At 63.2% G+C, this 24134-nt stretch carries 25 protein-coding genes and 1 pseudogene; 14 read left to right on the plus strand and 12 right to left on the minus strand.

Annotated features, from left to right (window positions below; translation table 11 throughout):
- Positions 1 to 62 precede the first annotated feature (62 nt).
- Both ACIPZH_RS03300 and ACIPZH_RS03305 read right to left on the minus strand, forming a co-directional pair.
- Positions 63 to 545: a GAF domain-containing protein gene (locus tag ACIPZH_RS03300; protein WP_400635112.1), complete on the minus strand. Its 483-nt coding sequence runs from the start codon at positions 543 to 545 to the stop codon at positions 63 to 65.
- Positions 546 to 1433 (minus strand): ATP-binding protein, encoded by an 888-nt coding sequence (locus ACIPZH_RS03305; RefSeq protein WP_400635114.1) that lies wholly within the window; start codon positions 1431 to 1433, stop codon positions 546 to 548. It lies immediately after the preceding gene.
- Positions 1434 to 1509: 76 nt separating this feature from the next.
- On the opposite strand from ACIPZH_RS03305, the gene ACIPZH_RS03310 reads away from it, so the two are divergent.
- Positions 1510 to 3867: a response regulator gene (locus ACIPZH_RS03310; RefSeq protein WP_400635115.1), complete on the plus strand. Its 2358-nt coding sequence runs from the start codon at positions 1510 to 1512 to the stop codon at positions 3865 to 3867.
- Here ACIPZH_RS03310 and ACIPZH_RS03315 read toward each other — a convergent pair.
- A complete protein-coding gene (locus ACIPZH_RS03315) occupies positions 3857 to 4345 on the minus strand; it encodes a glutathione peroxidase (RefSeq protein WP_241802992.1) in 489 nt (162 codons plus the stop codon). The genes ACIPZH_RS03310 and ACIPZH_RS03315 overlap by 11 nt on opposite strands.
- A 2-nt stretch (positions 4346 to 4347) precedes the next feature.
- The gene (gene msrB / locus ACIPZH_RS03320) at positions 4348 to 4749 is read right to left on the minus strand and encodes a peptide-methionine (R)-S-oxide reductase MsrB (protein WP_267821998.1); all 402 of its coding nucleotides are present in this window, start codon (positions 4747 to 4749) and stop codon (positions 4348 to 4350) included.
- A gap of 168 nt (positions 4750 to 4917) precedes the next feature.
- Between msrB and ACIPZH_RS03325 the strand changes: the two genes are divergently transcribed.
- Positions 4918 to 6129, plus strand: coding sequence for a pyridoxal phosphate-dependent aminotransferase (locus tag ACIPZH_RS03325; protein ID WP_085675507.1), 1212 nt, complete (start codon positions 4918 to 4920; stop codon positions 6127 to 6129).
- Between the two features lie 413 nt (positions 6130 to 6542).
- Complete coding sequence (htpX, locus tag ACIPZH_RS03330; protein WP_012313391.1) at positions 6543 to 7430, plus strand: protease HtpX; 888 nt, start codon at positions 6543 to 6545, stop codon at positions 7428 to 7430.
- Positions 7431 to 7574: 144 nt separating this feature from the next.
- Here the strand turns inward: htpX and ACIPZH_RS03335 are convergent, their stop codons facing one another.
- On the minus strand, positions 7575 to 8222 hold the full coding sequence (locus ACIPZH_RS03335; RefSeq protein WP_400635117.1) for a thiopurine S-methyltransferase: 648 nt from the start codon (positions 8220 to 8222) through the stop codon (positions 7575 to 7577).
- Positions 8223 to 8323: 101 nt separating this feature from the next.
- Between ACIPZH_RS03335 and ACIPZH_RS03340 the strand changes: the two genes are divergently transcribed.
- Positions 8324 to 9091, plus strand: a complete 768-nt coding sequence (locus tag ACIPZH_RS03340) for a DODA-type extradiol aromatic ring-opening family dioxygenase (RefSeq protein ID WP_400635119.1) — start codon at positions 8324 to 8326, stop codon at positions 9089 to 9091.
- A gap of 109 nt (positions 9092 to 9200) precedes the next feature.
- On the opposite strand, the pseudogene ACIPZH_RS03345 reads toward ACIPZH_RS03340, so the two are convergent.
- Positions 9201 to 10914, minus strand: a pseudogene (locus ACIPZH_RS03345) (DEAD/DEAH box helicase).
- Between the two features lie 297 nt (positions 10915 to 11211).
- Positions 11212 to 11967, minus strand: coding sequence for a spermidine synthase (locus ACIPZH_RS03350; protein WP_400635121.1), 756 nt, complete (start codon positions 11965 to 11967; stop codon positions 11212 to 11214).
- Positions 11968 to 12085: 118 nt separating this feature from the next.
- Here ACIPZH_RS03350 and ACIPZH_RS03355 point away from each other — a divergent pair, with 118 nt between their 5' ends.
- Entirely contained in the window at positions 12086 to 13432 is a 1347-nt protein-coding gene (locus ACIPZH_RS03355; RefSeq protein ID WP_267821987.1) for a class II 3-deoxy-7-phosphoheptulonate synthase, read from the plus strand.
- A 69-nt stretch (positions 13433 to 13501) separates the two neighbouring features.
- Here ACIPZH_RS03355 and ACIPZH_RS03360 read toward each other — a convergent pair whose 3' ends face one another.
- Positions 13502 to 13720, minus strand: coding sequence for a DUF1127 domain-containing protein (locus ACIPZH_RS03360; protein ID WP_241802986.1), 219 nt, complete (start codon positions 13718 to 13720; stop codon positions 13502 to 13504).
- Between the two features lie 96 nt (positions 13721 to 13816).
- On the opposite strand from ACIPZH_RS03360, the gene ACIPZH_RS03365 reads away from it, so the two are divergent.
- Entirely contained in the window at positions 13817 to 14668 is an 852-nt protein-coding gene (locus tag ACIPZH_RS03365) for a LysR substrate-binding domain-containing protein (RefSeq protein ID WP_400635123.1), read from the plus strand.
- Positions 14669 to 14690: 22 nt separating this feature from the next.
- On the opposite strand, the gene ACIPZH_RS03370 is transcribed toward ACIPZH_RS03365, so the two are convergent.
- Positions 14691 to 15440 (minus strand): sulfite exporter TauE/SafE family protein, encoded by a 750-nt coding sequence (locus tag ACIPZH_RS03370; protein WP_400635125.1) that lies wholly within the window; start codon positions 15438 to 15440, stop codon positions 14691 to 14693.
- A gap of 113 nt (positions 15441 to 15553) precedes the next feature.
- Between ACIPZH_RS03370 and ACIPZH_RS03375 the strand changes: the two genes are divergently transcribed.
- The 3 genes from ACIPZH_RS03375 (at position 15554) to ACIPZH_RS03385 (ending at position 17591) form a co-directional block, all read left to right on the plus strand.
- Positions 15554 to 16510 (plus strand): LysR family transcriptional regulator, encoded by a 957-nt coding sequence (locus tag ACIPZH_RS03375; RefSeq protein WP_400635127.1) that lies wholly within the window; start codon positions 15554 to 15556, stop codon positions 16508 to 16510.
- A gap of 55 nt (positions 16511 to 16565) precedes the next feature.
- Positions 16566 to 17021: a MarR family winged helix-turn-helix transcriptional regulator gene (locus ACIPZH_RS03380; protein WP_012313381.1), complete on the plus strand. Its 456-nt coding sequence runs from the start codon at positions 16566 to 16568 to the stop codon at positions 17019 to 17021.
- A gap of 141 nt (positions 17022 to 17162) precedes the next feature.
- A complete protein-coding gene (locus ACIPZH_RS03385) occupies positions 17163 to 17591 on the plus strand; it encodes an organic hydroperoxide resistance protein (RefSeq protein WP_241802981.1) in 429 nt (142 codons plus the stop codon).
- Between the two features lie 58 nt (positions 17592 to 17649).
- Here ACIPZH_RS03385 and efp read toward each other — a convergent pair whose 3' ends face one another.
- Complete coding sequence (gene efp, locus ACIPZH_RS03390; protein ID WP_012271109.1) at positions 17650 to 18219, minus strand: elongation factor P; 570 nt, start codon at positions 18217 to 18219, stop codon at positions 17650 to 17652.
- A gap of 48 nt (positions 18220 to 18267) precedes the next feature.
- Positions 18268 to 19401: an elongation factor P maturation arginine rhamnosyltransferase EarP gene (gene earP / locus ACIPZH_RS03395; protein ID WP_400635130.1), complete on the minus strand. Its 1134-nt coding sequence runs from the start codon at positions 19399 to 19401 to the stop codon at positions 18268 to 18270.
- 130 nt (positions 19402 to 19531) lie between these two features.
- Between earP and ACIPZH_RS03400 the strand changes: the two genes are divergently transcribed.
- Both ACIPZH_RS03400 and ACIPZH_RS03405 read left to right on the plus strand, forming a co-directional pair.
- Positions 19532 to 19924, plus strand: a complete 393-nt coding sequence (locus tag ACIPZH_RS03400; protein ID WP_241802979.1) for a hypothetical protein — start codon at positions 19532 to 19534, stop codon at positions 19922 to 19924.
- A 2-nt stretch (positions 19925 to 19926) separates the two neighbouring features.
- Positions 19927 to 20397 (plus strand): GreA/GreB family elongation factor, encoded by a 471-nt coding sequence (locus tag ACIPZH_RS03405; protein ID WP_400630120.1) that lies wholly within the window; start codon positions 19927 to 19929, stop codon positions 20395 to 20397.
- A gap of 163 nt (positions 20398 to 20560) precedes the next feature.
- Here ACIPZH_RS03405 and ACIPZH_RS03410 read toward each other — a convergent pair whose 3' ends face one another.
- Entirely contained in the window at positions 20561 to 21496 is a 936-nt protein-coding gene (locus tag ACIPZH_RS03410; RefSeq protein ID WP_400630122.1) for a LysR family transcriptional regulator, read from the minus strand.
- A gap of 117 nt (positions 21497 to 21613) precedes the next feature.
- On the opposite strand from ACIPZH_RS03410, the gene ACIPZH_RS03415 reads away from it, so the two are divergent.
- From ACIPZH_RS03415 to ACIPZH_RS03425, 3 genes are all read left to right on the plus strand, one after another.
- On the plus strand, positions 21614 to 22363 hold the full coding sequence (locus ACIPZH_RS03415) for a 3-oxoacyl-ACP reductase family protein (RefSeq protein ID WP_241802976.1): 750 nt from the start codon (positions 21614 to 21616) through the stop codon (positions 22361 to 22363).
- An 81-nt stretch (positions 22364 to 22444) separates the two neighbouring features.
- Positions 22445 to 23638 (plus strand): MFS transporter, encoded by a 1194-nt coding sequence (locus ACIPZH_RS03420; protein WP_400635132.1) that lies wholly within the window; start codon positions 22445 to 22447, stop codon positions 23636 to 23638.
- A gap of 96 nt (positions 23639 to 23734) precedes the next feature.
- Positions 23735 to 24115, plus strand: coding sequence for a hypothetical protein (locus ACIPZH_RS03425; protein ID WP_241802974.1), 381 nt, complete (start codon positions 23735 to 23737; stop codon positions 24113 to 24115).
- The last annotated feature ends 19 nt before the right edge of the window (positions 24116 to 24134 follow it).

The following is a 24134-nucleotide window of genomic DNA, read 5'->3' on the forward strand; positions in this document are numbered from 1 at the left end:
GAAAAACGAGCCCATCGCCGGCATGTCGGCGATGGGCTGCGCAGCAGCCCTGATAACGCTAATCAGCAGTCGGTCAACTCCAGAAAGACTGCCGCCAACCGCTCCAGCCCGCGCTGGTCCGCCTCACTGAAACGCGCCAGCTTCGGGCTGTCCAGGTCGAGCACACCAATCAGCCTGCCCTCCTTCACCAGCGGGATGACCAACTCGCTATTGGAGGCGCTGTCGCAGGCAATATGCCCCGGGAAGGCGTGCACGTCATCCACCCGCTGGGTCTGCCGGGTGGCCGCTGCTGCACCGCACACGCCGCGGCTGAACGGAATGCGCACACAGGCCACTTGCCCCTGGAACGGGCCCAGTACCAGCTCTTCATTACGGTTGAGGTAAAACCCGGCCCAGTTCAGGTCATCCACCTGGTGGTACAAGAACGCCGAAAACTGCGCGGCATTGGCGATGAAGTCACGCTCGTCAGCGAACAGTGCCTGCACTTGCGCAGCCAGCAGGTCGTAGCCGTCGAGGCCGGCGCCACTGGCATTGAGGTCGATCATTTATTTCTGCTCCAACAATTGCAGCCCTACCCAATAACGGGCGAACTGGTAGGCACAACGGCCATTACGGTTGCCGCGGCCGGTGGCCCAGCGCACGGCGAGTATGTCGAGCGCTTCGTCACGCTGCCAGGCCAAGCCGGCAGAGGCCGCCAGCTGGCCTACCCAGTGCTCGACCACATCGAGGAAATGCTCCTGGGTGAACGGGTAGAACGACAGCCACAGGCCAAAACGGTCGGACAAGGCGATCTTGTCCTCCACCGCCTCGCTGGGGTGCAGTTCGCCGTCGACGCGCTTCCAGTTTTCGTTGTCGCTCTCTTTCTCCGGCACCAGGTGACGACGGTTGGAAGTGGCGTACAACAGCACGTTGTCCGGCGCCTGCTCCAGCGAGCCGTCGAGCACGCTCTTGAGCACCCGGTAGTCGCCCTCCCCGGCTTCGAACGACAGGTCGTCGCAGAACAGGACGAAACGTTGCGGCAGTTTCTGCAGTTGCTCGACCACACGCGGCAAATCAGCCAGGTGGTCACGCTCGATCTCGATCAGGCGCAGGCCGGCAGCGGCGTGTTCGGCCAGCAGCGCGCGTACCAGCGACGACTTGCCGGTACCACGCGAGCCCCACAGCAGCGCGTGGTTGGCAGGCAGACCGTTGATGAACTGATGGGTATTGCGGCCCAGTTGGTCGCGTTGCTTGTCCACGCCGATCAGGTCGGTCAGGCGGATGTCCAGGCTGACGTGCAACGGCATCAAGTAGCCGGTACGGCCATCGCGCTGCCAGCGCGCAGCCAACGTGGTGTTCCAGTCGATGTCCGGACGCGGTGCCGGCAGCAGCGGCTCAAGGCGCGCCAGCACGGACTCTGCGCGTTCCAGAAAAGCATTCAAGCGGGCGTCCATGACGACTCCTAGCAAGACAGGTGAAGTTTGAAGCTGAATGTGCGACAGGCCCACCAGCAGCCGTGGCTGATCGGCTATGCTTGCGCAGCGCAAGGGACGTGAAACCGGCTCGGGACTCATGGATATCAAGTTCACCAATCGCCTGTCATACAAGCAAGCCCGGTTGACAGTCCTGGTGGGCTTCATCCTGGGAACATTGCTCAGTCTCATCCAGATCGGCATCGATTATGCCAGCGAAGACGCATCCATCAACCGAGAAGTGGAAGCGTTGCTGCAAATCAGCCACAACCCGGCCTCGCGCATCGCCTACAACATCGACTCGGAGCTGGCGCTCGAGCTGACCCGGGGCCTGCTGCAGTCACCGGCCGTGTTCCGCGCGCGCCTGATCGACAACAACGAAACCGTATTGGCTGATGTCGAACGCATCCGGCTGCAGGACAGCTACCGGCCGGTGAGCGATTTTCTGTTCGGTGAACAGCGCCAGTTCCAAGAGCGCCTGTTCCTCACCCATATGCCCGAAGAGTATCTCGGCACGTTGTACCTGGACGTCGACACCTTCGCCTTCGGCAGCCGTTTTTTGGACCGCGCCGGGGTCACCCTGCTCAATGGCTTCGCCCGCAGCCTGGTCCTCACCGGCATTCTCCTGGCCCTGTTCTACATGATGCTGACCAAACCGCTGGTCAAGGTGATCGGTGCACTCAGCGGCCGCGACCCCCGCCACCCCGGGCAAACCCGCCTCGATTGCCCTCCCGGGCATGAACTCGATGAGATCGGCGTGCTGGTGAAGGTCGCCAACCAGCAACTGGTCAGCATGGCCACCGAGATCCAGCAACGGCGCACTGCCGAAAACCGACTGACCCAGTACCTCAACGAGCTGGAAGACATCGTTTCGGCCCGCACCGAAGAGCTCAAGGCCAGCAACAGCCGCCTGAGCCAGTCCAACCAAGAGCTGGAGCATGCCCGCCAGCGCGCTCTGGACATGGCCCAGGCCCGTGCAGCGTTTCTGGCCAACATGAGCCACGAAATCCGCACCCCGCTCAATGGCATGCTCGGCATGATCGCCCTGGCCCTGGACAGCCCGCTGGAGAGTGAGCAGCGCCAGCAGCTGTCGATCGCCCACGACTCGGGCAAGGTGCTGGTGGAACTGCTCAACGATATCCTCGACCTGTCCAAGTTCGATGCAGGGCAGCTGGAACTCGAACGCATCCCCTTCGACCTGGGCGCGATGGTGGAGGACACGGCCAACCTTTTATCGCAGAACGTCGCGCAAAACGTCGAGCTGACCTGCCTGATCGCCAGTGACTTTCCAAGTTCGGTACTCGGCGATCCGACCCGGGTACGCCAGGTAGTGAGCAATTTGCTGTCCAATGCCCTGAAGTTCACACGCTTCGGCCGCGTCGACGTGTGCCTGAGCACCCTCGTCGGCGGCATACGCCTGGAGGTACGCGACACCGGCATCGGCATTCCCGAAGATGCGCAGGCACGCATCTTCCAGCCGTTCACCCAGGCCGGTGCCGGCATTACCCGGCAATATGGCGGCACGGGCCTGGGCCTGGCACTGACCCGCAACCTGTGCAAAGCCATGCACGGCCACCTGCACATACGCTCCGAGCCAGGGGTGGGTAGCTGCTTCAGCGCCGAATTACCCCTGCCCACCCACACCGAGGCCATCGCCCCTGCGCCGCTGCAGGGCCACGTCGTGGCGCTGAGCGATGCCGGCAGTGGCCTTGCCGAATTGCTGCAGGACGTGCTGCCGCGCTGGGGCCTGAGCTACGCGAGGCATGACAGTGCCCAGGCACTGGCGGGCGGTGCCATCGACCTGTTGATCACTGACGATTTGGACCATTTGTTCCAGCTACGCCCTGCGCTGAAAGCGCCGATCCTGCTGGTGACGGCCTACGGCAACTTCCTGTCGCCAGAACAGTCGGCGCAACTGGCCCCGCTGCACCAGCTGGCCCGCCCCCTGGCGCGCAATGCCTTGTATCAGACCCTGCGCCGCACCCTGCAGGGCCAGGCTCCGGAACACCCGCTGGCCATCCCGACGCTTACCGCTACCGACGGCCGGGCGCGCATTCTGCTGGTGGAGGACAACCCGGTTAACCAACTGGTGGCCAAGGGCATGCTGGCCAAGCTCGGCTGCCGGATACAGGTGGCCACCCAGGGCGTCGAGGCGCTGGAGTGGCTGGAGCAGGAAGACTTCGACCTGGTGCTGATGGACTGCAACATGCCGGTGATGGACGGCTATGAGGCCAGCCGACGCATCCGCCAGAGTGGCCGCTGGCCTGAGCTGCCGATCGTCGCCCTGACTGCCAACGCCATGCCCGAGGAGCGCGAACGCTGCCGGGCGGCGGGCATGAACGACTACCTGGCCAAGCCGTTCCGGCGTGAAGAGCTACTGGCGCTGATCGACCATTGGGTGCCCCTTAGCGGCTGAGCACACGTTCGATATCAGCCTCCAGTGCCTGCGGCTTGGTGGTGGGCGCATAACGCGTGACCTTGCCGCTGGCCGGCTCCAGCAGAAACTTGGTGAAGTTCCACTTGATCTTCTGCGACCCGAGCAGGCCGGGCGCACGCTGCTTGAGCTCGACGAACAGCGGGTGGGCACCAGGGCCGTTGACCTCCACCTTGCGAAACAGCGGGAAGCTCACGCCGAAATTACGCTCGCAGAACTGCGCGATTTCCCGCGCTTCCCCCGGCTCCTGCTTGCCGAACTGGTTACAGGGGAACCCCAGTACAACCAGGCCGCGCTCGCGGTAATGTTGCCAGAGTTGCTCCAGCCCCTTGTACTGCGGGGTGAAACCGCACTGGCTGGCGGTATTGACCACCAGCACCGCTTTGCCGGCAAAGTCGCCCAGCAGCTTGCGTTCACCGGCCAGGGTCACACAGGGGATGTCGAGTATCGATTCAGCCATGGTCAGGCTCCGTCACGCGGTTTGAAGTCCAGGCACACCGAATTGATGCAGTAACGCAGGCCGGTCGGTGGCGGCCCGTCGGGGAATACATGGCCCAGGTGAGCATCACATTGCGCGCAGGTCACCTCGGTGCGGATCATGCCGTGGGAGGTGTCGCGCGTCTCGATCATCGCGCTGTCTTCGATCGGCGCGTAAAAACTCGGCCAGCCACAGCCAGAGTCGAATTTGGTGGTCGAATCGAACAGCGCCAGGCCGCAGCAGATGCACTGGTAGGTACCCGCACGCTTTTCGCTGTTGTACTTGCCAGAGAACGGCCGTTCGGTGCCCTTCAGGCGGCACACCTGGTACTGCTCCGGGTCAAGCATCGCACGCCATTGTTCCAGGGTTTTGTCGATCTTTTGCATGTGTGGACCTCGGCAGGCTGAATTTCACCTCGCGCCGTCTTTTCCGTAGCGCGGGTGGCACGTATATTAGTTGGCTTCGTGTGCAAGGCCTCAAGTCTGGCACCCGCGCCCCGCCCTTTCAAACCTTTCGACGGCGGCGCACCGCGTATTCTCAATCGGGATCACATCATGCAGTTCAGCAAATCGAACAAGCTCGCCAATGTCTGCTACGACATTCGCGGCCCGGTGCTCAAGCACGCCAAACGTCTGGAAGAGGAAGGCCATCGCATCCTCAAGCTGAACATCGGCAACCCGGCGCCGTTTGGCTTCGAGGCGCCGGACGAAATTCTCCAGGATGTGATCCGCAACCTGCCCACTGCCCAGGGCTACAGCGACTCCAAAGGCCTGTTCAGCGCGCGCAAGGCGGTGATGCAGTACTGCCAGCAGAAGGAAATCGAAGGCGTCACCATCGAGGACATCTACCTGGGCAATGGTGTGTCCGAGCTGATCGTGATGTCGATGCAGGCGCTGCTCAACAACGGCGACGAAGTGCTGATCCCGGCGCCCGACTACCCGCTGTGGACTGCTGCAGTGAGCCTGGCTGGCGGCAAGCCGGTGCATTACCTGTGCGACGAGCAGGCCGACTGGTTCCCTGACCTTGAAGACATCAAGGCCAAGATCACCCCGAACACCAAGGCCCTGGTCATCATCAACCCGAACAACCCGACCGGCGCCGTCTATTCCAAAGAGTTGCTGCTGGGCATGCTGGAGCTGGCCCGCCAGCACAACCTGGTGGTGTTCTCTGACGAGATCTACGACAAGATCCTCTATGACGAAGCCGTGCACATCAGCACCGCGTCACTGGCCCCGGACTTGCTGTGCCTGACCTTCAACGGCCTGTCCAAGTCGTACCGGGTGGCGGGCTTCCGCTCCGGCTGGCTGATCATCTCCGGGCCCAAGCATCACGCCCAGAGCTACATCGAAGGCATCGACATGCTGGCCAACATGCGCCTGTGCGCCAACGTGCCGGCTCAGCACGCCATCCAGACTGCGCTGGGCGGTTACCAGAGCATCAATGACCTGGTGCTGCCGCCGGGCCGGCTGCTGGAGCAGCGCAACCGCACCTATGAATTGCTCAATGAGATCCCCGGGGTCAGCTGCGTCAAGCCGATGGGTGCGCTGTATGCCTTCCCGCGGATCGATCCGAAGGTTTGCCCGATCCTGAATGACGAGAAGTTCGCGCTGGACCTGCTGCTGTCGGAAAAGCTGCTGATCGTGCAGGGTACGGCGTTCAACTGGCCGTGGCCGGACCACTTCCGCGTGGTGACATTGCCGCGGGTGGATGATCTGGAAGCGGCGATTGGCCGGATTGGCAACTTCCTGCGCACTTATTCGCAGTAAGTACCGGCCTCATCGCCGGCAAGCCGGCTCCCACAAGTACAGCGCACGCCTTAAGAACTGCGGGGTATCTGTGGCAGCCAGCTTGGCCCTCACAGGCACAGCACCATTCTTCAGCATTGCGGGGTATCCGTGGGAGCCAGCTTGCTGGCCCTCACAGGCACAGCACAATTCTTCAGCATTACGGGGTACTTGTGGGAGCCGGCTTGCCGGCGATTGGGCTGCAAAGCAGCCCCCTACAACCCCCAAATACCTTTCTTACATCCTGCAACGCTCTAGCTCACAGCCCCAACCGGATCCTCTGCCATACTCCGCCGTACACAGTTTGAAATAGTCCCCCGATTGAATCGGCGCGCCCGGCCCCTTATATACCCCGCATACGCAACACACTCATCCGTCAGGAGAACGTAACAACCATGATGCGCATTCTGTTGTTTGTAGCCACCAACCTTGCGGTGGTGCTGGTTGCAAGCATTACCCTGAGCCTGTTCGGCTTCAACGGGTTCATGGCCGCCAACGGGGTTGACCTCAACCTCAGCAGCCTGCTGGTCTTCTGCGCCGTGTTCGGCTTCGCCGGCTCCCTCGTTTCGCTGTTCATCTCCAAGTGGATGGCGAAGATGAGCACCGGCACCCAGATCATCTCCCAGCCGCGTACCCGCCACGAGCAGTGGCTGCTGCAGACGGTCGAAGAGCTGTCCCGCGAAGCCGGCATCAAGATGCCCGAGGTGGGTATCTTCCCCGCCTACGAGGCCAACGCCTTCGCCACCGGCTGGAACCGCAACGACGCTTTGGTAGCCGTATCCCAAGGCCTGCTGGAACGCTTCTCGCCTGATGAAGTTCGCGCCGTGCTGGCCCACGAGATTGGCCACGTGGCCAACGGGGACATGGTCACCCTGGCGCTGGTACAAGGCGTGGTGAACACCTTCGTGATGTTCTTCGCCCGCATCATCGGCAACTTCGTCGACAAGGTGATATTCAAGAACGAAGAGGGCCAAGGCATTGCCTACTACGTGGCGACCATCGTCGCCGAGTTGGTCCTGGGCATCCTCGCCAGCATGATCGTCATGTGGTTCTCGCGCCGCCGTGAATACCGCGCCGACGAAGCCGGCGCACAACTGGCCGGCACCGCCGCGATGATCGGCGCCCTGCAGCGCCTGCGCGTAGAGCAGGGCCTGCCAGTGCACATGCCCGACACCATGAAGGCATTCGGCATCAATGGCGGCCTCAAGCATGGCCTGGCCGGCCTGCTGATGAGCCACCCGCCGCTGGAAGAGCGCATCGAGGCGCTGCGCCGCCGGGGTTGATTGTTCAGGCACCAATCAAGGGCGACTACGGTCGCCCTTTTTCATGCAGCCGGCCTGCATATTTGAGACGGTAATCTTCAGCGCTGTAGGGGTGGTGGGAGCAACTGGCTTGCCGACGATAGGGCCAGCACAGGCAAACCCACATCAGAACCGTACGCGATAGGCCCGCTCAACAAGGCACTTCACCCCCGCCTGCAAGAACTTAGGGCTTTCCCCGATCACGTCTTGCGCCTCCAGCTCCTCCACCTGCCACCCGGCAAACCCACGCCGCACTTCCTCGTCGGCGACCGAAAACGGCGGCCCCGCCAGCAGACGCTGCTCGTAATCCAAGGTCACCACAAGCCCACGGCCCGCAGGCAGCAGCCGCGAAAGCAAACCCATGTACCGCTCACGCATTGCCGGAGGCAGGGCAATCAACGCAGCTCGGTCATACAGCCCCACGCAATCGGCCACATCCTCGGCGCGCAAGGCGAAGAAATCACCACACCACAGCTCCACCTCACCACTGCTCCACACTTCGAACGCACCCTGTTGCCGAACCTGCGCCTGCAGCCCCTGCTCCTGGAAGAAGTCCTCCACGGCCCGGCGCGACAGCTCCACACCCCGCACGCGATAGCCCTGCCCCGCCAGCCAGGCCAGGTCCAGGCTCTTGCCGCACAACGGCACCAGCACCCGGCTGCCGGCAGCCAGGCCAAGCCCCGGCCAGTAGCGTTGCAGGTAGGGGTTTGCCTGGGCCTGGTGAAAACCGATCTGGTTATCGGCCCACTTTTGGTGCCAGAACGCCTGCTCCATAGTTCCTCCAGGTTTTTAGATTATTTGGGCAAAAATCTTATATTGGAAATCGATCGGTGACTGATCGAAGATGACTGCATCTTACCCCTCAGGACCCTACCATGCTGCCCAGCCTGTTCATTTCCCACGGCTCTCCGATGCTCGCCCTGCAACCCGGCGCCAGCGGGCCAGCGCTGGCCCAGCTGGCCAATGCCCTGCCACGCCCGAAGGCGATCGTGGTGGTGTCGGCGCACTGGGAAAGCCACGAACTGCTGGTGACCGCCAACCCACAGCCGCAGACCTGGCATGACTTCTACGGCTTTCCCGCAGCGCTTTATGCCGTTCAGTACCCTGCGCCTGGCCAACCGCAACTGGCGGCGAACGTCAGCGCGCGGCTCAACGCCGCTGGCCTGCCGGCTCGCCTGGATGTCCAGCGGCCCTTCGACCATGGGGCCTGGGTGCCGCTGTCGTTGATGTATCCCGATGCAAGCATTGCGCTGATTCAGGTGTCGCTCCCGAGCCACATGGGGCCGGCGCAGCAAATCAAGGTCGGCCGAGCGTTGGCCGGGCTGCGCAGCGAGGGTGTGTTGCTGGTCGGCTCTGGGAGCATCACCCATAACCTGGGCGAGCTGGACTGGCATGCAGGGCCGGACGTGATCGAGCCTTGGGCGCTGGCATTTCGCGATTGGGTGGTGGAAAAGCTGGGCGAAGACGACCAGGCCGCGCTGCTGGACTTCAAGCAACAAGCGCCGTTTGCGTCGCGTAACCATCCCAGTGATGAGCATTTCTTGCCGTTGTTCTTCGCCCTCGGGGCCGGTGGCAGGTTTGGCATCGTGCACCAAGGGTTTACCCTCGGCGCGCTGGGGATGGACATTTACCGCTTCGACTGAAAAGCGGCAGCGTTGTGCCGCAACAGGCCTGCATGCAATGGCAGCCCCAAAGAAGCACAAGCAAAAAAAATCCCCGACCTAAGCCGGGGATTTTTTCATTACGCCAGGATCAATCTTCGCGGTAGCGACGCAGCTTCAACTGCTTGCCAGCCACGCGGGTGTCCTTGAGCTTGGTCAGCAGGCGCTCGAGGCCGTCTTCCGGCAGCTCGATCAGGCTGAAGCTGTCACGCACCTGGATGCGACCGATCGCATCACGGGCCAGGCCACCTTCGTTGAGGATCGCACCCAGCAGGTTCTTGGCAGCGATACCATCACGGGCACCCAGCGCGGTACGGCAACGCACGCGACCTTCGGCCAGCGGCAGTGGCGCACGACGCTCGCGCTCACCACGGTCGCTACGCTCGGCACGGTCACCACGCTCCGAGCGCTCACCGCGCGGTGCGAAGCTTGGTACCAGCGGCTGTTCGCGTTCTACCGCTGCCAGGTCCAGCGCCTGGCCATTGGTGGCCTTGCGCAGCAGGGCTGCGGACAGGGCACGCGGGCTGCAACCCAGGGCTTCGGTCAGGCGGTCGAACAGCTCACCGTGGGTGGCTTCTGCTTCGGCCACCAGCGGCGCCAGGCTCGAGGTCAGCTTCTTGATACGCGCATCCAGCACGGCCTGAGCGTTCGGCAGGCGCGCCTCGGCAACCTTCTGCCCGGTAACGCGCTCGATGACCTGCAGCATGCGGCGTTCACGCGGGGTGACCAGCAGCAGTGCACGGCCTTCGCGACCGGCACGGCCGGTACGGCCGATACGGTGCACGTAGGACTCTGGGTCGTACGGCATGTCCACGTTGAACACGTGGGTGATGCGCGGTACGTCCAGACCACGGGCAGCGACGTCAGTGGCGACGACGATGTCCAGGCGGCCGTCCTTGAGCGAGTCGATAACGCGCTCACGCTGGTTCTGGGCGATGTCGCCGTTCAGCGCAGCAGCCTTGTAGCCTTTGGCTTCCAGCGCGGCGGCCAGGTCCAGGGTGGCTTGCTTGGTACGCACGAAGGCGATCAGTGCGTCGAACTCTTCCACTTCCAGCAAACGCAGAACAGCCGGGATCTTCTGGTCGGCGTGGACCATCAGGTGAGCCTGGTCGATCGCGGTGACGGTCTGGGTCTTGCTCTGGATCTTGACGTGCTTGGGCTCACGCAGGTGACGTTCGGCGATCGAGCGGATCGACGACGGCAGGGTCGCGGAGAACAAAACGGTCTGACGGCTGGCAGGGATGGCATCGAAGATCACTTCGAGGTCATCCATGAAGCCCAGCTTGAGCATTTCGTCGGCTTCGTCCAGTACCAGGTACTGCACGGTGGACAGGACTTTCTCGTCGCGACGCAGGTGGTCGCACAGACGGCCCGGGGTGGCCACGACGATTTGCGCGCCGTTGCGAATGGCACGCAGTTGTGGGCCCATCGGGGCACCACCGTATACAGCCACCACGTTAACGCCCGGCATCTGCTTGGCGTAGGTTTCGAAAGCGGTAGCTACTTGCAGCGCCAACTCACGGGTTGGCGCCAGGATCAGGGCTTGCGGTTCGCGCTTGCTCACGTCGATCTTGTTGAGGATCGGCAGGGCGAAGGCAGCGGTCTTGCCGGTGCCAGTCTGCGCCTGGCCGATCATGTCGTGACCGGCGAGGATGATCGGGATCGATTGATGCTGAATAGCCGAAGGCTCTTCGTAGCCAGTGGCTACAACAGCAGCGACGATATTCGGATTGAGATCGAGAGCGGCGAATCCGCCGGTTTCCTGGGTCATGGGTCTGCCTCTATGTGCATCCGCAAAGACCCATGCTCCAAAGCTGCACATGCCTTGAAAGACCAAATGGTCACCCAGGCAGCTCTGGCGGCGGGGATTTGCGAAAACGATTGAAAAAGAAATACTTGGGAAGGTCCGCCTAGCGGACGTGCAGCCGAAGCTGGACTCGGAGGATTTGCACCACCTGATTTTGAGGTCCGCTAAAAGACCGGCGCGTACTATACCCGAATTAATGGAGGGAAGTGTGGAAAATTTTCACGGGCAAGGGGCCAGTACCCGGCCATCAGCGACCAGCGGCTGAAACGTTTATCTCAACCCCCTGGCACGCCCTTCACGTGGCGGGGCGAATTTCCTTGATCAACCCCTCCAGGCTGTACCCCAGCTGTGGCGCCAAGGCTGCAGCCCGGCCCCTGAGGCCATCCAGGTCCAACGTTTGCTCCAGGTCCGCCGGCACCAGCAGGATCACATTGCCCTCCTTCACCGGCAGCTCCCAGTAATGCCGGTGGTACAAGCCGCGCAACAGCGCCGCGCCGAGCGGCCTGCCGTCATCACTGGCCCACTGGTTGATCACCAGCCAACCACCGGGGTTGAGCTGCTTCTGGCAATTTTCCAGAAAGGTCCAGGCCAGATGGCCGACACCCGGGCCGTGGTCGGTGTACAGGTCGACGAACAACAGGTCGGTTTTCTCTGCCGTGGGCAGCAGCTCCAGGGCATCGCCCACCCGCACATACAGGCGCGGGTCGTCGTCCAGGCCCAGGTACTCCATGGCCAGGCGCGGCACATCCGGGCGCAGCTCGATGGCCTCGATGTCTTCCAGCGGCAAGAACTTCATGCAGGCCTGGGTCAGGGTGCCGGCGCCCAGGCCAAGGAACAGTGCGCTTTCAGGCTGCTCGTGGCACAGCGCCCCCACCAGCATGGCGCGGGTGTAGTCGTACTCGAGCCAGCTGGGGTCAGCTGTGAACACGCAGCTTTGCTCGATGGCATCGCCAAATTCGAGGAAGCGGTAATCCTCCACCTCATACACACTGATGACCCCGAAGGCATCCTCGACCCGAGCCAACAGCCGCTCTTCCCGCTCCGTCGCCATGAACCTGCCACCCGCCCGCGCAAAAACGCGCATTGTCCGCCAACGTCCCGGATGCAACAAGCTCAGCGCCAACTGTTACCATGGCAGGCAGCCTATAACCGACAAGACCGAGCCTGTGATGAACCGACCGTGGAGCCCTGACAGCTGGCGTGCCCTGCCGATCCAGCAGCAACCGACCTACCCCGATGCCGCGCATCTGCTCAAGGTCGAGCAGACCTTGGCCAGCTACCCGCCGCTGGTGTTCGCCGGGGAGGCGCGCGAGCTGCGCCGGCAGTTCGCCGAGGTCACCGAAGGCCGTGCCTTCCTGCTGCAGGGCGGCGACTGTGCCGAGAGCTTCGCCGAGTTCTCTGCCGCGAAGATCCGTGACACCTTCAAGGTGTTGCTGCAGATGGCCATCGTCATGACCTTCGCCGCCGGCTGCCCGGTGGTCAAAGTCGGGCGCATGGCCGGGCAGTTCGCCAAGCCACGTTCATCGGGCGACGAAACCATCGGCAACCTGACCTTGCCGGCCTACCGCGGCGACATCGTCAACGGCATCGGCTTCGACGAAAAAAGCCGTGTACCCGACCCAGACCGCCTGCTGCAGGCCTACCACCAGGCCACCGCCAGCCTCAACCTGCTGCGCGCCTTCGCCCAAGGCGGTTTCGCCGACTTGCACCAGGTGCACAAGTGGAACCTGGACTTCATCGCCAACTCGGCGCTGGCCGACAAATACCACCAGTTGGCCAACCGCATCGACGAGACCCTGGCCTTCATGCGCGCCTGCGGCCTGGACAGCGCCCCGCAATTGCGCGAAACCAGCTTTTTCACCGCCCACGAGGCACTGCTGCTGAACTACGAAGAAGCCTTCGTGCGCCAGGACAGCCTGACCGGCGACTACTACGATTGCTCGGCGCACATGCTGTGGATCGGCGACCGCACCCGCCAGCTCGACGGCGCGCATGTGGAATTCCTGCGTGGGGTGCATAACCCTATCGGGGTCAAGGTTGGCCCGAGCATGAACCCCGAAGAGCTGATCCGCCTGATCGACACGCTCAACCCGGCCAACGACCCGGGGCGCCTCAACCTCATCGTGCGCATGGGCGCCGGCAAGGTCGGTGAGCACCTGCCCGGGCTGATCCGCACCGTCGAGCGCGAGGGGCGCAAGGTGCTGTGGAGTTCGGACCCGATGCACGGCAATACCATCAAGGCCAGCAGCGGCTACAAGACCCGTGACTTCGCGCAGATTCTCGATGAGGTGAAGCAGTTCTTCCAGGTGCACCAGGCCGAAGGCAGCCATGCCGGTGGCATCCACATCGAGATGACCGGGCAGAACGTCACCGAGTGCATCGGTGGCGCACGCCCGATCACCGAAGATGGGCTGTCGGATCGTTACCATACGCATTGCGACCCACGCATGAATGCCGACCAGTCGCTGGAGCTGGCGTTTCTGATTGCCGAAACCCTCAAGCAGGTGCGCCGTTGAGGCAGGTGCCGGCCAAAGCCTCTTCAGCACCCGCATGACCGAGCGCCGCATGTGCGGCGCATCGCCCCCTCACCTGCGCAGCGGATCATCCCAGAATGGCCGCTCTGCCTCCTGCTGGATATCGGCCCGGCTCAACCCCAGATCCTGCAACGTCGCATCGCTGAGACTGGCCAGTTCCCGGCGCTGGCGGTACAGCTCCAGCCAGCGAGCCGGACGCTGCAAGGCAGCATGCCACAGGTGCTTGAAGGAGAAGGCAGGGTGTTGAATGCTGCTGACATGACCTTTCATCGTGAAGCCCTCCGTGTTGATGGCTTCAGTCTCGCGCCAGGCTTAAGATCAATCCAACGAATGTTTCTTATGCAATGCATCTAGGAGATTGATGCAATGTCCCACTACCAGAGCCTCGATGCTGACGTGCTACGCACCTTCGTCGCCATTGCCGAGCAAGGGGGGTTCACCCGTGCTGGCGAAGTGGTCAACCGCACCCAGTCGGCCGTCAGCATGCAGATGAAACGCCTGGAGGAGGACGTGCTGCAGCGCCAGTTGTTCGAGCGCGACGGCCGCCAGGTGCGCCTGACCGCCGAGGGCCAGATACTGCTGGGCTACGCACGGCGTATCCTCAAGCTGCATGGCGAAGTGTTCAACACCCTACGTATGCCGCACATGGTCGGGCTGGTGCGCATCGGTACACCCGACGACTACGCCATGCGGTTCTTGCCAACCATCCTGTCGAGTTTCGCCCAGGCCTACCCGCTGGTGCAGGTAGAGGTGCATTGTGATTCGTCGAAACACCTGATGCTGCGCCAGGACCTGGACCTGACCATCGTCACCCGGGAGCCCGGCAACGAGGTTGGCCAGTTGCTGCGCCAGGAACGCCTGGTGTGGGCCGCCGCCGACAGCTTCTGCCCACAGGAGCAACGGCCCATACCGCTGGCGCTGTTCAACACCGACTGCTTCTGCCGCGCCTGGACCTGCAATGCCCTGGAGGCCCAGGGCATCGACTACCGTATTGCCTACACCAGCCCCAGCCTGGCGGCGATCTTCGCCATCGTCACGGCAGGGCTGGCAGTGACCGCGCAGTTGCAGAGCCTGATCGGCGGCAATATCCGCATCCTGGGCGAGCAGGACGGCTTGCCTGAGCTGCCCATGGCCAACGTGATGCTGCTGCGCAATGCACAAAACCAGTCACCGATCACCGATTGCATGGCTGACTACATCATCGAGGGCTTTCAGTGATGGCCAGTGCACACGCCAACCGCTAAAGCTCGAAGCCCAGCATCACCGCACACACCACCAAAAACGCACAAAACATCGCCCGCAGCACCTTCTCCGGCAACGCATGGGCCAGCCGCACTCCCCAGCTGATACTGAGCAGGCCGCCTACCGCCAACGGTAACCCCACGCCCCAGTCGACACTGTGATGCACGCCATAGGTAAGCAAGGTGACCATGGTGCTCGGCGCTGCCAGTGCCAGGGACAGCCCTTGCGCCACCACCTGTGTGGCGCCGAACACACTGGTCAGAATCGGCGTGGCCACCACCGCCCCGCCCACCCCGAACAAGCCGCCCATGGTGCCGCTGAAGCAGCCCAGCACACCCAGCCAGGGCCAGGGATGGCGCAGCTCGGCGCTTGCCGGAGCGGATTTGAGGAACATGCGCACCACGTTCCACAGGGCCAGCGCCACCAGAAAGCCGACAAAGCCCAAGCGCATGGCCTGCGCATCGATACCCACGGCCCAGATCGAGCCCAACCAGGCGAACACCAAGCTGCACACCGACAGCGGCACGGCATGGCGCAACTCGATGCGGTTACGCTGGTGATAGCGCCACAGCGCCAGCAGCACGTTCGGTACCACCATCACCAAGGCCGTGCCCTGGGCCAGTTGCTGATCGAGCCCGAACAGCACACCCAACGCCGGGATGGCGATCAACCCGCCGCCAATACCGAACAACCCACCCATGGTGCCCAAGGCTGCGCCCAGCACGATATACAACAACCACTCGATCATCAGGGCCTCATCCGCCTGCGTTGACAATACGGGCATGCTAACGATTGCGCTCTGGCGGGGAAACGCACAGCAACGCACAATGGCTGTGCGATTTATGCAAAAGCAAGGCAGCCATGAGCCCAGATATCCTTACCGACCAACTGAGCCTGTTTCTCGATGTGCTGGAGACCGGCAGCTTTTCCGCGGCCGCCCGGCGCCACCCACTCACCCCCTCCGCCGTCGCCCGGCGCATCGACAGCCTCGAGAGCGCGGTGGGCAGCCGCCTGTTCACCCGCAGCACCCATGCGGTGCGCGCCACGCCTGCTGGCAACGCCTTCGCCGAACGCGCCCGGCGCATCATCGAGGAGCTGCGCCTGGCGCGGGCCGAGGCCGTGTCACTGAGCAGCGCTCCGGAGGGGTTGATCCGTATCGACGCCCCTGCAGCTTTCGGCCGCCGCCACCTGGCGCCGGCCATTGCCGACTTCCTGGTGGCCTACCCCGGCCTGGATGTTCACCTGCGCCTGATCGACAGCTTCGTCGACCTGCACGGCAGCCACCTGGGCGAAGTCGACCTGGTGCTGCGTGCAGGCCCACTGGCCGATACCCGCCTGGTCGCCACACCGCTGGCCTACATGGTCCGCGTCGCCTGCGCCAGCCCCGCCTACCTGGCCAGCCGCGGCATACCCGCCTGCCCCAGCGCACTGCCCAATCACGATGGGCTGGACTGGGACGGCCTGGCCCCACCCTTCGCCTGGCGCTTCGAGGTCGATGGGCAATCACGGCTGTACCGGCCCGCGCGGATGCGCATGGCCGCCAACAATGCCGAAACGCTGCTGTTCGGCGCGCTTGCCGGGCTGGGCATTGCCCACCTGCCTACCTGGCTCATCAGCGACTACCTGCTACGTGGCGAACTGGTGCCCCTTTTTTGCGACAACGGCCTGCCTGCGGCAGAGACCAGCGGTATTTATGCGCTGCGCCTGGCACATGAAACGAACTCTCGCAGCCGCTTGCTGCTCGAATTCCTCAAGAGCCGCTTCAGCCCGATCCCCCCATGGGACCTTGCATTACGAAGCGAGCTGCGATGGCAATGAGCGCGCAAACCTTCAGCGTGCTAGATTTCTCCATTGATCACATTCAAGGACCTGCATGAACGCCGACACCCAAGCTTCTTGCGACGAGCTGCTGCTGGACAACCAGGTCTGCTTCGCCCTGCACTCCACCTCGTTGCTGATGACCAAAGTCTACAAGCCACTGCTGCAGGCCTTGGGCCTGACTTACCCGCAGTACCTGGCCATGCTGGTGCTGTGGGAACAGGACGGCCTGACCGTGGGCGAGATCAGCCAGCACCTGCTCACCGACCCCGGCTCGCTCACGCCATTGCTCAAGCGCCTGGAAAGCGAAGGCCTGCTCAAGCGGACCCGTAGCCGCGAGGATGAACGGGTGGTGCTGGTGCAACTGACCGACAAGGGGCGCGCGCTGCAGCAGCAGGCCAAAGAGGTGCCGCAATGCATTCTCAAGGCCAGCGGCCGCAGCCTGGAGCGCCTGCAACAACTGCAGGCCGACCTGCTGGAGTTGCGCGACAGCCTGCAAAAGAACCTCTGACGGCTATGCTGTGCAATGCCCGTTCGGACGAGCGGTGAAGATTTATCTTGCGCGCAAACTAATTGCGCGCTAACTTAAATCCCGTACCCACCCGATGCCCCCGCCTGATGCGGGGCGCACAGCACACTAGCGAGGCTCAAAATGCACAAGGTCACTCCGCTGTACATCGCAGAAGCCACCTCCACTGGCGGTCGCGACGGTAAATCCCGCTCCAGCGACGGCAAGCTGGAAGTCAAGCTGAGCACCCCCAAGGAACTGGGCGGCGCGGGCGGTGACGGCACCAACCCCGAGCAGATGTTCGCCGCCGGCTATTCGGCCTGCTTCATCGGCGCACTGAAGTTCGTCGCCGGCCAGGAGAAACAGCAACTACCTGGCGACGCTTCGATCACCGCCAAGGTGGGCATTGGCCAGATTCCTGGTGGCTTCGGCCTGGATATCGACCTGCACATCAACCTGCCAGGCCTGTCCCAGGCTGACGCAGAAGGCCTGGTGGAGAAGGCGCACCAGGTGTGCCCTTACTCCAATGCCACCCGCGGCAATGTGGATGTCAGGCTGCATGTAACGGTCTGAATACAGGTATAAAAAAACCCGGCCGAGGCCGGGTTTTTTGTGCACATCACAAGAAGGATTACTTCTTGGAACGGCCCTTGAAGCTGTTGTCGCGAGTGTCGATGTCGATCCACTCGTCGATCTGGATGAAGTCGGCAACCTGGATCTCGGTACCGTTCTTCAGCTTGGCAGGCTTCATGACCTTGCCCGAGGTATCGCCACGCGCAGCGTTCTCGGTGTAGACAACCTGACGGCTGATGGTGGTCGGCAGCTCTACCGACACCAGACGGCCTTCGAAGAACACGGCTTCGCAGATGTCTTCCATGCCTTCTTCGATGTACGGCAGAACGGCGTCGATGTCTTCGGCGTTCAGTTCGTACATGGTGTAGTCGGTGGTGTCCATGAAGGTGTACGAGTCACCGCTGATGAACGACAGGGTCGCTTCTTTGCGATCCAGGATCACGTCGTCCAGCTTGTCGTCCGCACCGTAAACGGTTTCGGTCTTGTAGCCGGTCAGCAGGTTTTTCAGTTTGGTCTTCATGATCGCGCTGTTGCGACCCGATTTGGTGAACTCGGCTTTCTGAACCAGCCACGGGTCGTTGTCGATCCGCAGTACGGTACCGGGTTTCAGTTCTTTACCAGTTTTCATTACGAAGTATCCGAATCTGGATGGATTTATAAAAATCGAGGCCGCATATCATAGCCAATTTCGGTAAAACTGTACCAGCGCCTTGGCGAGGTCCGGCCGAGCGGCTTGGCGTGCCGCCCATTCACGGGCATGCCGCTGCAGTTCCGCCCAGTGTTTACGGGCCCCTTGCCAGGCCTGGTGCATGTCGTAGTTCATGTTCCAGGCGCGCCACAAGGCCACCATCGCCTCGCCGGCAGCATCCGACAGGCCCTGTCGATAAAGCCCGAGGAACGCGTCGAGCTTTTCCCAGTGGGCGTTTTCCTCTTGCACGTAGATGTGCCATAGCATCGGCCGGCCGGCCCATTGCGCGCGCACGAACGAGTCCTCGCCACGCACGGCATTGAAGTCGCAGCACCACAGCAGGCGGTCATAGTCGTCCTGGCTGACGAACGGCAGGATCTGCACCGTCAGCGCCCCCCGCTGGAACACATCACCGACCTTGAGCCCCGACTCGCCCAGCCAATTGGCCAGGTCCGGAAGAATCCGGCCTTGCGGTACCAACAGATGGGTGGCACAGGTGTCCGTGGCCAATGCATCGAGCCAGCTGCCCAGTTGCGGGTTTTCATAGGCGAACAGCGAGGCCAGTTGCGCGCCGGCCTGCACGTCCACACCCAAGCCCTGCAGGAAGGCGGCTCGCGCCTGTGGCGATTGCTCGAAGGCCTGGCGCTGCGCCAGCAACGCAGCCTCGCGTAGCAGCCCGCCAGTTTTCTCGGTAAAGCCTGGGAAGAAAAACACCTTGCGCAGGCCATTGGGCTGCGGCGACGGCAAGCCGTGGCAGCCCTCCACCCAGTCCTCGGCACTGAGGTAATCGAGGTTAAGCCAAAGGATCGGCTTGGCACGTGCGCGCATCGCTTCGACGTACTGTACGGGCAACTGGCAGGCAAAGGCACCGATCACCACATCGGCGGGCGCTACCGGCTGCCACTCGCCAGGCCAGGCGCGCACCTCCACACCCTGCTGCCATTGCTGTGCGGCGCTGGCGTCGGCGCCTGGGCACAGGGGCACGAAAGCGCCCAGGTCGTCTACCCACAGCCGCACCGCCAGCCCATGCTCGGCCACCAGCTGCCGGGCCAGGCGCCAGGTCACGCCGATATCACCGTAGTTGTCCACGACACTGCAGAAAATGTCCCAGGTGACCTTCATGTGCCCTGCCCTCGCCCTGCGCAAAATCACGAATTCTGCGGTTAAATTGTCGCTGACAAAAGCACCAACGCTGAAAAAGCGCCCGACGCCATGCCACAATGCCCCTCATAACGCCTGCCAGGAGGCCGCCATGCCCCGCCATCGTGAACTGCAAATAACCCTCAAGCCTGTGCAACTGACCCTGTGCGTGGCGCTGGGCCTATGGCTTGGGGCCGTGGCCATCGCGCTGAGCCTGTGGCTGGCCGTGCACCTGTGGCCCGAGCAGGTGCAGCCGGTGGCACAGGCCGTCGCCCCGGCCCTGGCCCGGCCAGCGGCCCCACCTGCGCAACCGGCGGATGCGCAAAGCGAGATGTTCGAGCGTTACAAGGCCATCCTGCACAAGCAGGAACTGCAACAGGCGGCCGAGGCCGCACAAGGCAACCCGCGCAACCTCAACAGCCCCAAGTGCCAGTTCTGGCTGTCGCAAAACCGCACTGCGCCGACCGACAAGAGCCAGGCCAACGTGCTGGAGTTCTGTTACTGATCATGAACAAGGCCACCCTGCTCACGCGTATCGTTGCAGCCCTGGAAAGCGACATGGACGTATTGCGCCGCGCAGCGCAAACCGCCTACGAAACCGCCACTGCCGAAGAAAACATAGCTGAAAACAAATACGACACCCTTGGCCTTGAGGCCTCCTACCTGGCCACTGGCCAGGCGCGGCGCACGGCCGAGATTCGCCAGGCGCTGCTGATTTACCAGCAGTTGGTGCTGCGCGACTATGACCCGGCGCGGGGGGTACAGATCGGCAGCCTGGTGACCTTGGAAGATGAAGCGGGGGCTCAGCGGCAAGTGTTCCTGGGGCCGGAGGCGGCCGGGTTGAAGATTGGCGAGGGGGACGCCCTGGTGACGGTCATTACCCCCCGCTCACCGCTAGGCCAACAGTTAATCGGTAAAAAGGTCGATGACGAGGTTGGCCTTGGAGCGCAACTGTTCTTCATCGTCGAGGTTGCCTGAACCGGCCCCATCGCCGGCAAGCCGGCTCCCACAATGACCGCGCAGCCCGCGAGTTCCGGCGCTGTACCTGTGAGAGCAACTGTCCTGCTCAACGTCCAAATGCTGGCACGCTCCAGGTGGGAGCCGGCTTGCCGGCGATGGGGCCGGCCCTGCCAACGGCCACCTAACCGGCAAGGGCATCGAATGTGCGGGCCAACCCAGCATCAGCGAACTGCTCTTGCACAAATTCGATGAACGCCCGGGTCTTGCCGGGCAGTAGCTTGTGCTCGGCGTAATACAGGCTGATGTACCCATCATCCACATACCAATCCGGCAACACCCTCTGCAGCTGGCCCGCCTGCAGGTAAGGCACGGCGAACGGCAGGCTGACCAATGCAATACCCAAGCCCTGCTGGGCTACGGCGCACGCTGCATCAGAGTCACTCATGGTCATCGCCTGGCGCAACAGCAGCGGCTGCTGCGCTTGCCAACGGCTGGTCAGCGGCCACGATCGCACGCGGCCGGTCTGCGGTGAGCGAATCAAGATGCCGGCATGGCGCTCCAGCACCTGCGGGTCGTCAATAACCGGATGCTGGCTCAAGTACCCAGGGGCTGCCACCAACACACGATGGGCAGGGGTCAGCCGACGCGCCACGACCCCCAGCGGTAACTCGAAACCGCCACCAATCGCAGCGTCGAAACCTTGGCCGATCAGGTCTACCTGACGGTTGTCGAAATGCCAGTCCGGGGTGATCGCCGGGTAGCGCCGCAAGAATTCACCCAGCAGCGGCAATACATACAGCCTGCCGAATACCGTCCCCATGCTCACCCGCAACAGCCCCGCCGGCTGGCCTTCAGCGCTGGCCAGGTTGGCCACGGCGTACTGGATGGTACGAAAACTGTCACTGACTTCCCCTAAAAACCGCTGCCCGGCTTCGGTCAAGGTCAGCTTGCGGGTACTACGCTGGAACAGCCGCACACCGAGGCGTGCTTCCAGTTGGGCGACCTGCTTGCCCACCGCCGCGGGGGTGATGCTCAAACGGCGCGCCGCCTCGGCGAAGCTGCCCACCTCGGCGCTGCGGATGAAACACTCAAGGGCGTTGAACGACTCCAGTGCCATGATTACCAACCAAAGGTTTACTCTGACAATAGTGATTGCCATCTTATCAGCAGGTAATCATCGGTCGATACTGCACCCATCCAAGGCAATCGGCCTTGCTTCCAGCAGGAGATCAGCATGTCCAAGCAACTCACTCTCGAAGGCAAAGCAGCCCTGGTGCAGGGCGGCTCACGCGGTATCGGCGCTGCCATCGTCCGCCGCCTGGCCCGTGAAGGCGCGCAGGTCGCCTTCACGTACGCAAGCTCCGAAGGCCCGGCCAACGACCTGGTAGCCGAAGTCATAGCAGCAGGCGGCCAGGCACTGGCGCTGCGCGCAGACAGCGCAGACGCCGCCGCAGTGCAGCTGGCAGTGGACGACACGGTAAAAGCCTTCGGCCGCCTCGATATCCTGGTCAACAATGCAGGCGTACTGGCCGTGGCGCCGCTGACCGAATTCGACTTGGCAGACTTCGACCGCACGCTGGCCATCAACGTGCGCAGTGTGTTCGTCGCCAGCCAGGCCGCCGCCCGCTACATGGGCCAGGGCGGGCGCATCATCAACATTGGCAGCACCAATGCCGAACGCATGCCGTTCGCTGGCGGGGCACCCTATGCCATGAGCAAGTCGGCATTGGTCGGCCTTACCAAAGGCATGGCACGCGACCTGGGGCCACAGGGCATCACCGTGAACAACGTACAACCCGGGCCGGTGGATACCGACATGAACCCGGCCAGCGGCGAGTTTGCCGAAAGCCTGATCCCTTTGATGGCGATCGGCCGTTATGGGCAGGTGGATGAAATTGCCAGCTTCGTGGCCTACCTGGCGGGGCCTGAGGCGGGTTACATCACCGGAGCGAGCCTTACAGCCGATGGCGGCTTTGCGGCCTGATCGAATGCCTCGCCCGCTGGCGTCCAGCCTGAACCGCCCAGATACTGGACGCCACATACCCTTGTCCGCTCCGAGATTTTCATGCCCTCCCCAACCTTGAGCCGCGCCCTGATCCTGCTGATGGCCACCGCCACCGGCCTGGCCGTGGCCAGCAACTATTACGCGCAGCCGCTGCTGCACAGCATCGCCGAACAGTTCGGCCTGAGCACCGCCAGCGCCGGCAGCATCGTCATCGCCGCCCAACTCAGCTACGGTGCGGGCCTACTGCTGCTGGCGCCTTTGGGCGACCTATTCGAGCAGCGCCGCCTGATCGTGATCATGGCGGTGATTTCCACCCTGGGCCTGGTGATCAGCGCCTGCGCCCCCAACCTGCCCTGGCTGCTGCTGGGGACGGCGCTCACCGGGCTGTTCTCGGTGGTGGCGCAGATCCTCGTGCCCATGGCCGCAACCCTGAGCGAGCCGCATCAACGTGGGCGCGCGGTGGGCACGCTGATGAGCGGCCTGCTGCTGGGCATCCTGCTCGCGCGCACCGCTGCCGGCTTCATGGCCGAACTGGGTGGCTGGCGCAGCATCTATGTGCTGGCCGCAGTGCTGATGGCCGTCACTGCCTTTGCCCTGTACCGCAGCCTGCCGCAACACCACAGCCATGCAGGGCTTAAGTACCCGGCACTGATCGGCTCGGTATTCCGCCTGTTCATCGAGGAGCCGTTACTGCGCCTGCGCTCGCTGCTGGGGTTGCTGGCCTTCAGCCTGTTCGGGCTGTTCTGGACGCCGCTGGCGTTTCTGCTGGCGCGTGAGCCTTATCATTATTCCGATGCGGTGATCGGCCTGTTTGGCCTTGCCGGCGCGGCGGGTGCGCTTTCGGCCAACTGGGCCGGCCGCCTGGCTGACCGTGGCAAAGGCTCGCTGGGCACCACCGTGGGCCTGGTAGCGCTGTTGTTGGCGTGGATACCGCTGGGCTTCGCGCAAAGCTCGCTACTGGCCTTGCTGCTCGGCGTACTGCTGCTGGACCTGGCCGTGCAACTGGTGCATGTGAGCAACCAGAATGCGGTCATCGCCTTGCGTCCCGAAGCACGCACCCGGCTCAATGCCGGTTACATCACCTGTTATTTCATCGGTGGCGCGCTAGGCTCCTTGCTGGGCACACAGCTGTTCCAGTACCAGGGCTGGATGGGCATCGTGACGGCGGGGCTTGCGATCGGGGCACTGGCACTGCTGGTGTGGGGGTGGGCCGAACGCACGCGCAAGCGCGCCGCGAACGCCGGTGCGGCATGACACCGCAACCCTCCGTCGCCTGCCCGTTGACTTGCCCGCCGCCCCGGCGCTTCAGTAGGTGTTGATCAAAACCCCTTTCACTGACAGGACGACTCAATGACAAGACTCACGGTGCAATCCGGCGATTTCTTGCAAGGTGAAGGCGAGTATCGCAATGGATCGCTCACACTCAAGACACCGCGCAGCCCCTCGCCTGGCGAGCGGATTTCCCTTACCCGCATCAGCGACCTGCGCCTGGCCAGCCTGGAATCCAATCGCAACCTGGGGACCGCCCTCGGCTGGGGCATGGCCGGCGCCCTGGTGGCTGGCCCAGTGGGCCTGCTGGCCGGGCTATGGCTGGGCGGCAAGGAGGAAGAAGCCACCTTCCTGGCGACCTTCAAGGACGGCCGCAAGCTGATGGCCAGTACCGATGGCAAGACCTGGTCCAAGATCGACGACAGCTGGCGCCAGCATCGGCGCCCGCCCGCGGGGGATTGAACAACTTCAGGCGTACGGG

Source organism: Pseudomonas sp. NPDC089758 (assembly GCF_044748705.1).
GTDB lineage: Bacteria > Pseudomonadota > Gammaproteobacteria > Pseudomonadales > Pseudomonadaceae > Aquipseudomonas > Aquipseudomonas putida_X.

What these genes read in the sequence shown, in the direction of transcription:
- ACIPZH_RS03340 (WP_400635119.1), top strand. Translation starts at nt 8,324, where the DNA reads ATGCTGCCCAGCCTGTTCATTTCCCACGGCTCTCCGATGCTCGCCCTG.
- ACIPZH_RS03425 (WP_241802974.1), top strand. Translation starts at nt 23,735, where the DNA reads ATGACAAGACTCACGGTGCAATCCGGCGATTTCTTGCAAGGTGAAGGC.
- earP (WP_400635130.1), bottom strand. Translation starts at nt 19,401, where the DNA reads ATGAAGGTCACCTGGGACATTTTCTGCAGTGTCGTGGACAACTACGGT.
- ACIPZH_RS03360 (WP_241802986.1), bottom strand. Translation starts at nt 13,720, where the DNA reads ATGAAAGGTCATGTCAGCAGCATTCAACACCCTGCCTTCTCCTTCAAG.
- ACIPZH_RS03420 (WP_400635132.1), top strand. Translation starts at nt 22,445, where the DNA reads ATGCCCTCCCCAACCTTGAGCCGCGCCCTGATCCTGCTGATGGCCACC.
- ACIPZH_RS03385 (WP_241802981.1), top strand. Translation starts at nt 17,163, where the DNA reads ATGCACAAGGTCACTCCGCTGTACATCGCAGAAGCCACCTCCACTGGC.
- ACIPZH_RS03350 (WP_400635121.1), bottom strand. Translation starts at nt 11,967, where the DNA reads ATGGCGACGGAGCGGGAAGAGCGGCTGTTGGCTCGGGTCGAGGATGCC.
- ACIPZH_RS03355 (WP_267821987.1), top strand. Translation starts at nt 12,086, where the DNA reads ATGAACCGACCGTGGAGCCCTGACAGCTGGCGTGCCCTGCCGATCCAG.
- ACIPZH_RS03415 (WP_241802976.1), top strand. Translation starts at nt 21,614, where the DNA reads ATGTCCAAGCAACTCACTCTCGAAGGCAAAGCAGCCCTGGTGCAGGGC.
- ACIPZH_RS03370 (WP_400635125.1), bottom strand. Translation starts at nt 15,440, where the DNA reads ATGATCGAGTGGTTGTTGTATATCGTGCTGGGCGCAGCCTTGGGCACC.
- ACIPZH_RS03365 (WP_400635123.1), top strand. Translation starts at nt 13,817, where the DNA reads ATGTCCCACTACCAGAGCCTCGATGCTGACGTGCTACGCACCTTCGTC.
- ACIPZH_RS03315 (WP_241802992.1), bottom strand. Translation starts at nt 4,345, where the DNA reads ATGGCTGAATCGATACTCGACATCCCCTGTGTGACCCTGGCCGGTGAA.
- efp (WP_012271109.1), bottom strand. Translation starts at nt 18,219, where the DNA reads ATGAAAACTGGTAAAGAACTGAAACCCGGTACCGTACTGCGGATCGAC.
- ACIPZH_RS03400 (WP_241802979.1), top strand. Translation starts at nt 19,532, where the DNA reads ATGCCCCGCCATCGTGAACTGCAAATAACCCTCAAGCCTGTGCAACTG.
- ACIPZH_RS03335 (WP_400635117.1), bottom strand. Translation starts at nt 8,222, where the DNA reads ATGGAGCAGGCGTTCTGGCACCAAAAGTGGGCCGATAACCAGATCGGT.
- ACIPZH_RS03380 (WP_012313381.1), top strand. Translation starts at nt 16,566, where the DNA reads ATGAACGCCGACACCCAAGCTTCTTGCGACGAGCTGCTGCTGGACAAC.
- ACIPZH_RS03310 (WP_400635115.1), top strand. Translation starts at nt 1,510, where the DNA reads ATGCTTGCGCAGCGCAAGGGACGTGAAACCGGCTCGGGACTCATGGAT.
- htpX (WP_012313391.1), top strand. Translation starts at nt 6,543, where the DNA reads ATGATGCGCATTCTGTTGTTTGTAGCCACCAACCTTGCGGTGGTGCTG.
- ACIPZH_RS03375 (WP_400635127.1), top strand. Translation starts at nt 15,554, where the DNA reads ATGAGCCCAGATATCCTTACCGACCAACTGAGCCTGTTTCTCGATGTG.
- ACIPZH_RS03325 (WP_085675507.1), top strand. Translation starts at nt 4,918, where the DNA reads ATGCAGTTCAGCAAATCGAACAAGCTCGCCAATGTCTGCTACGACATT.
- ACIPZH_RS03305 (WP_400635114.1), bottom strand. Translation starts at nt 1,433, where the DNA reads ATGGACGCCCGCTTGAATGCTTTTCTGGAACGCGCAGAGTCCGTGCTG.
- ACIPZH_RS03300 (WP_400635112.1), bottom strand. Translation starts at nt 545, where the DNA reads ATGATCGACCTCAATGCCAGTGGCGCCGGCCTCGACGGCTACGACCTG.
- ACIPZH_RS03405 (WP_400630120.1), top strand. Translation starts at nt 19,927, where the DNA reads ATGAACAAGGCCACCCTGCTCACGCGTATCGTTGCAGCCCTGGAAAGC.
- ACIPZH_RS03410 (WP_400630122.1), bottom strand. Translation starts at nt 21,496, where the DNA reads ATGGCACTGGAGTCGTTCAACGCCCTTGAGTGTTTCATCCGCAGCGCC.
- msrB (WP_267821998.1), bottom strand. Translation starts at nt 4,749, where the DNA reads ATGCAAAAGATCGACAAAACCCTGGAACAATGGCGTGCGATGCTTGAC.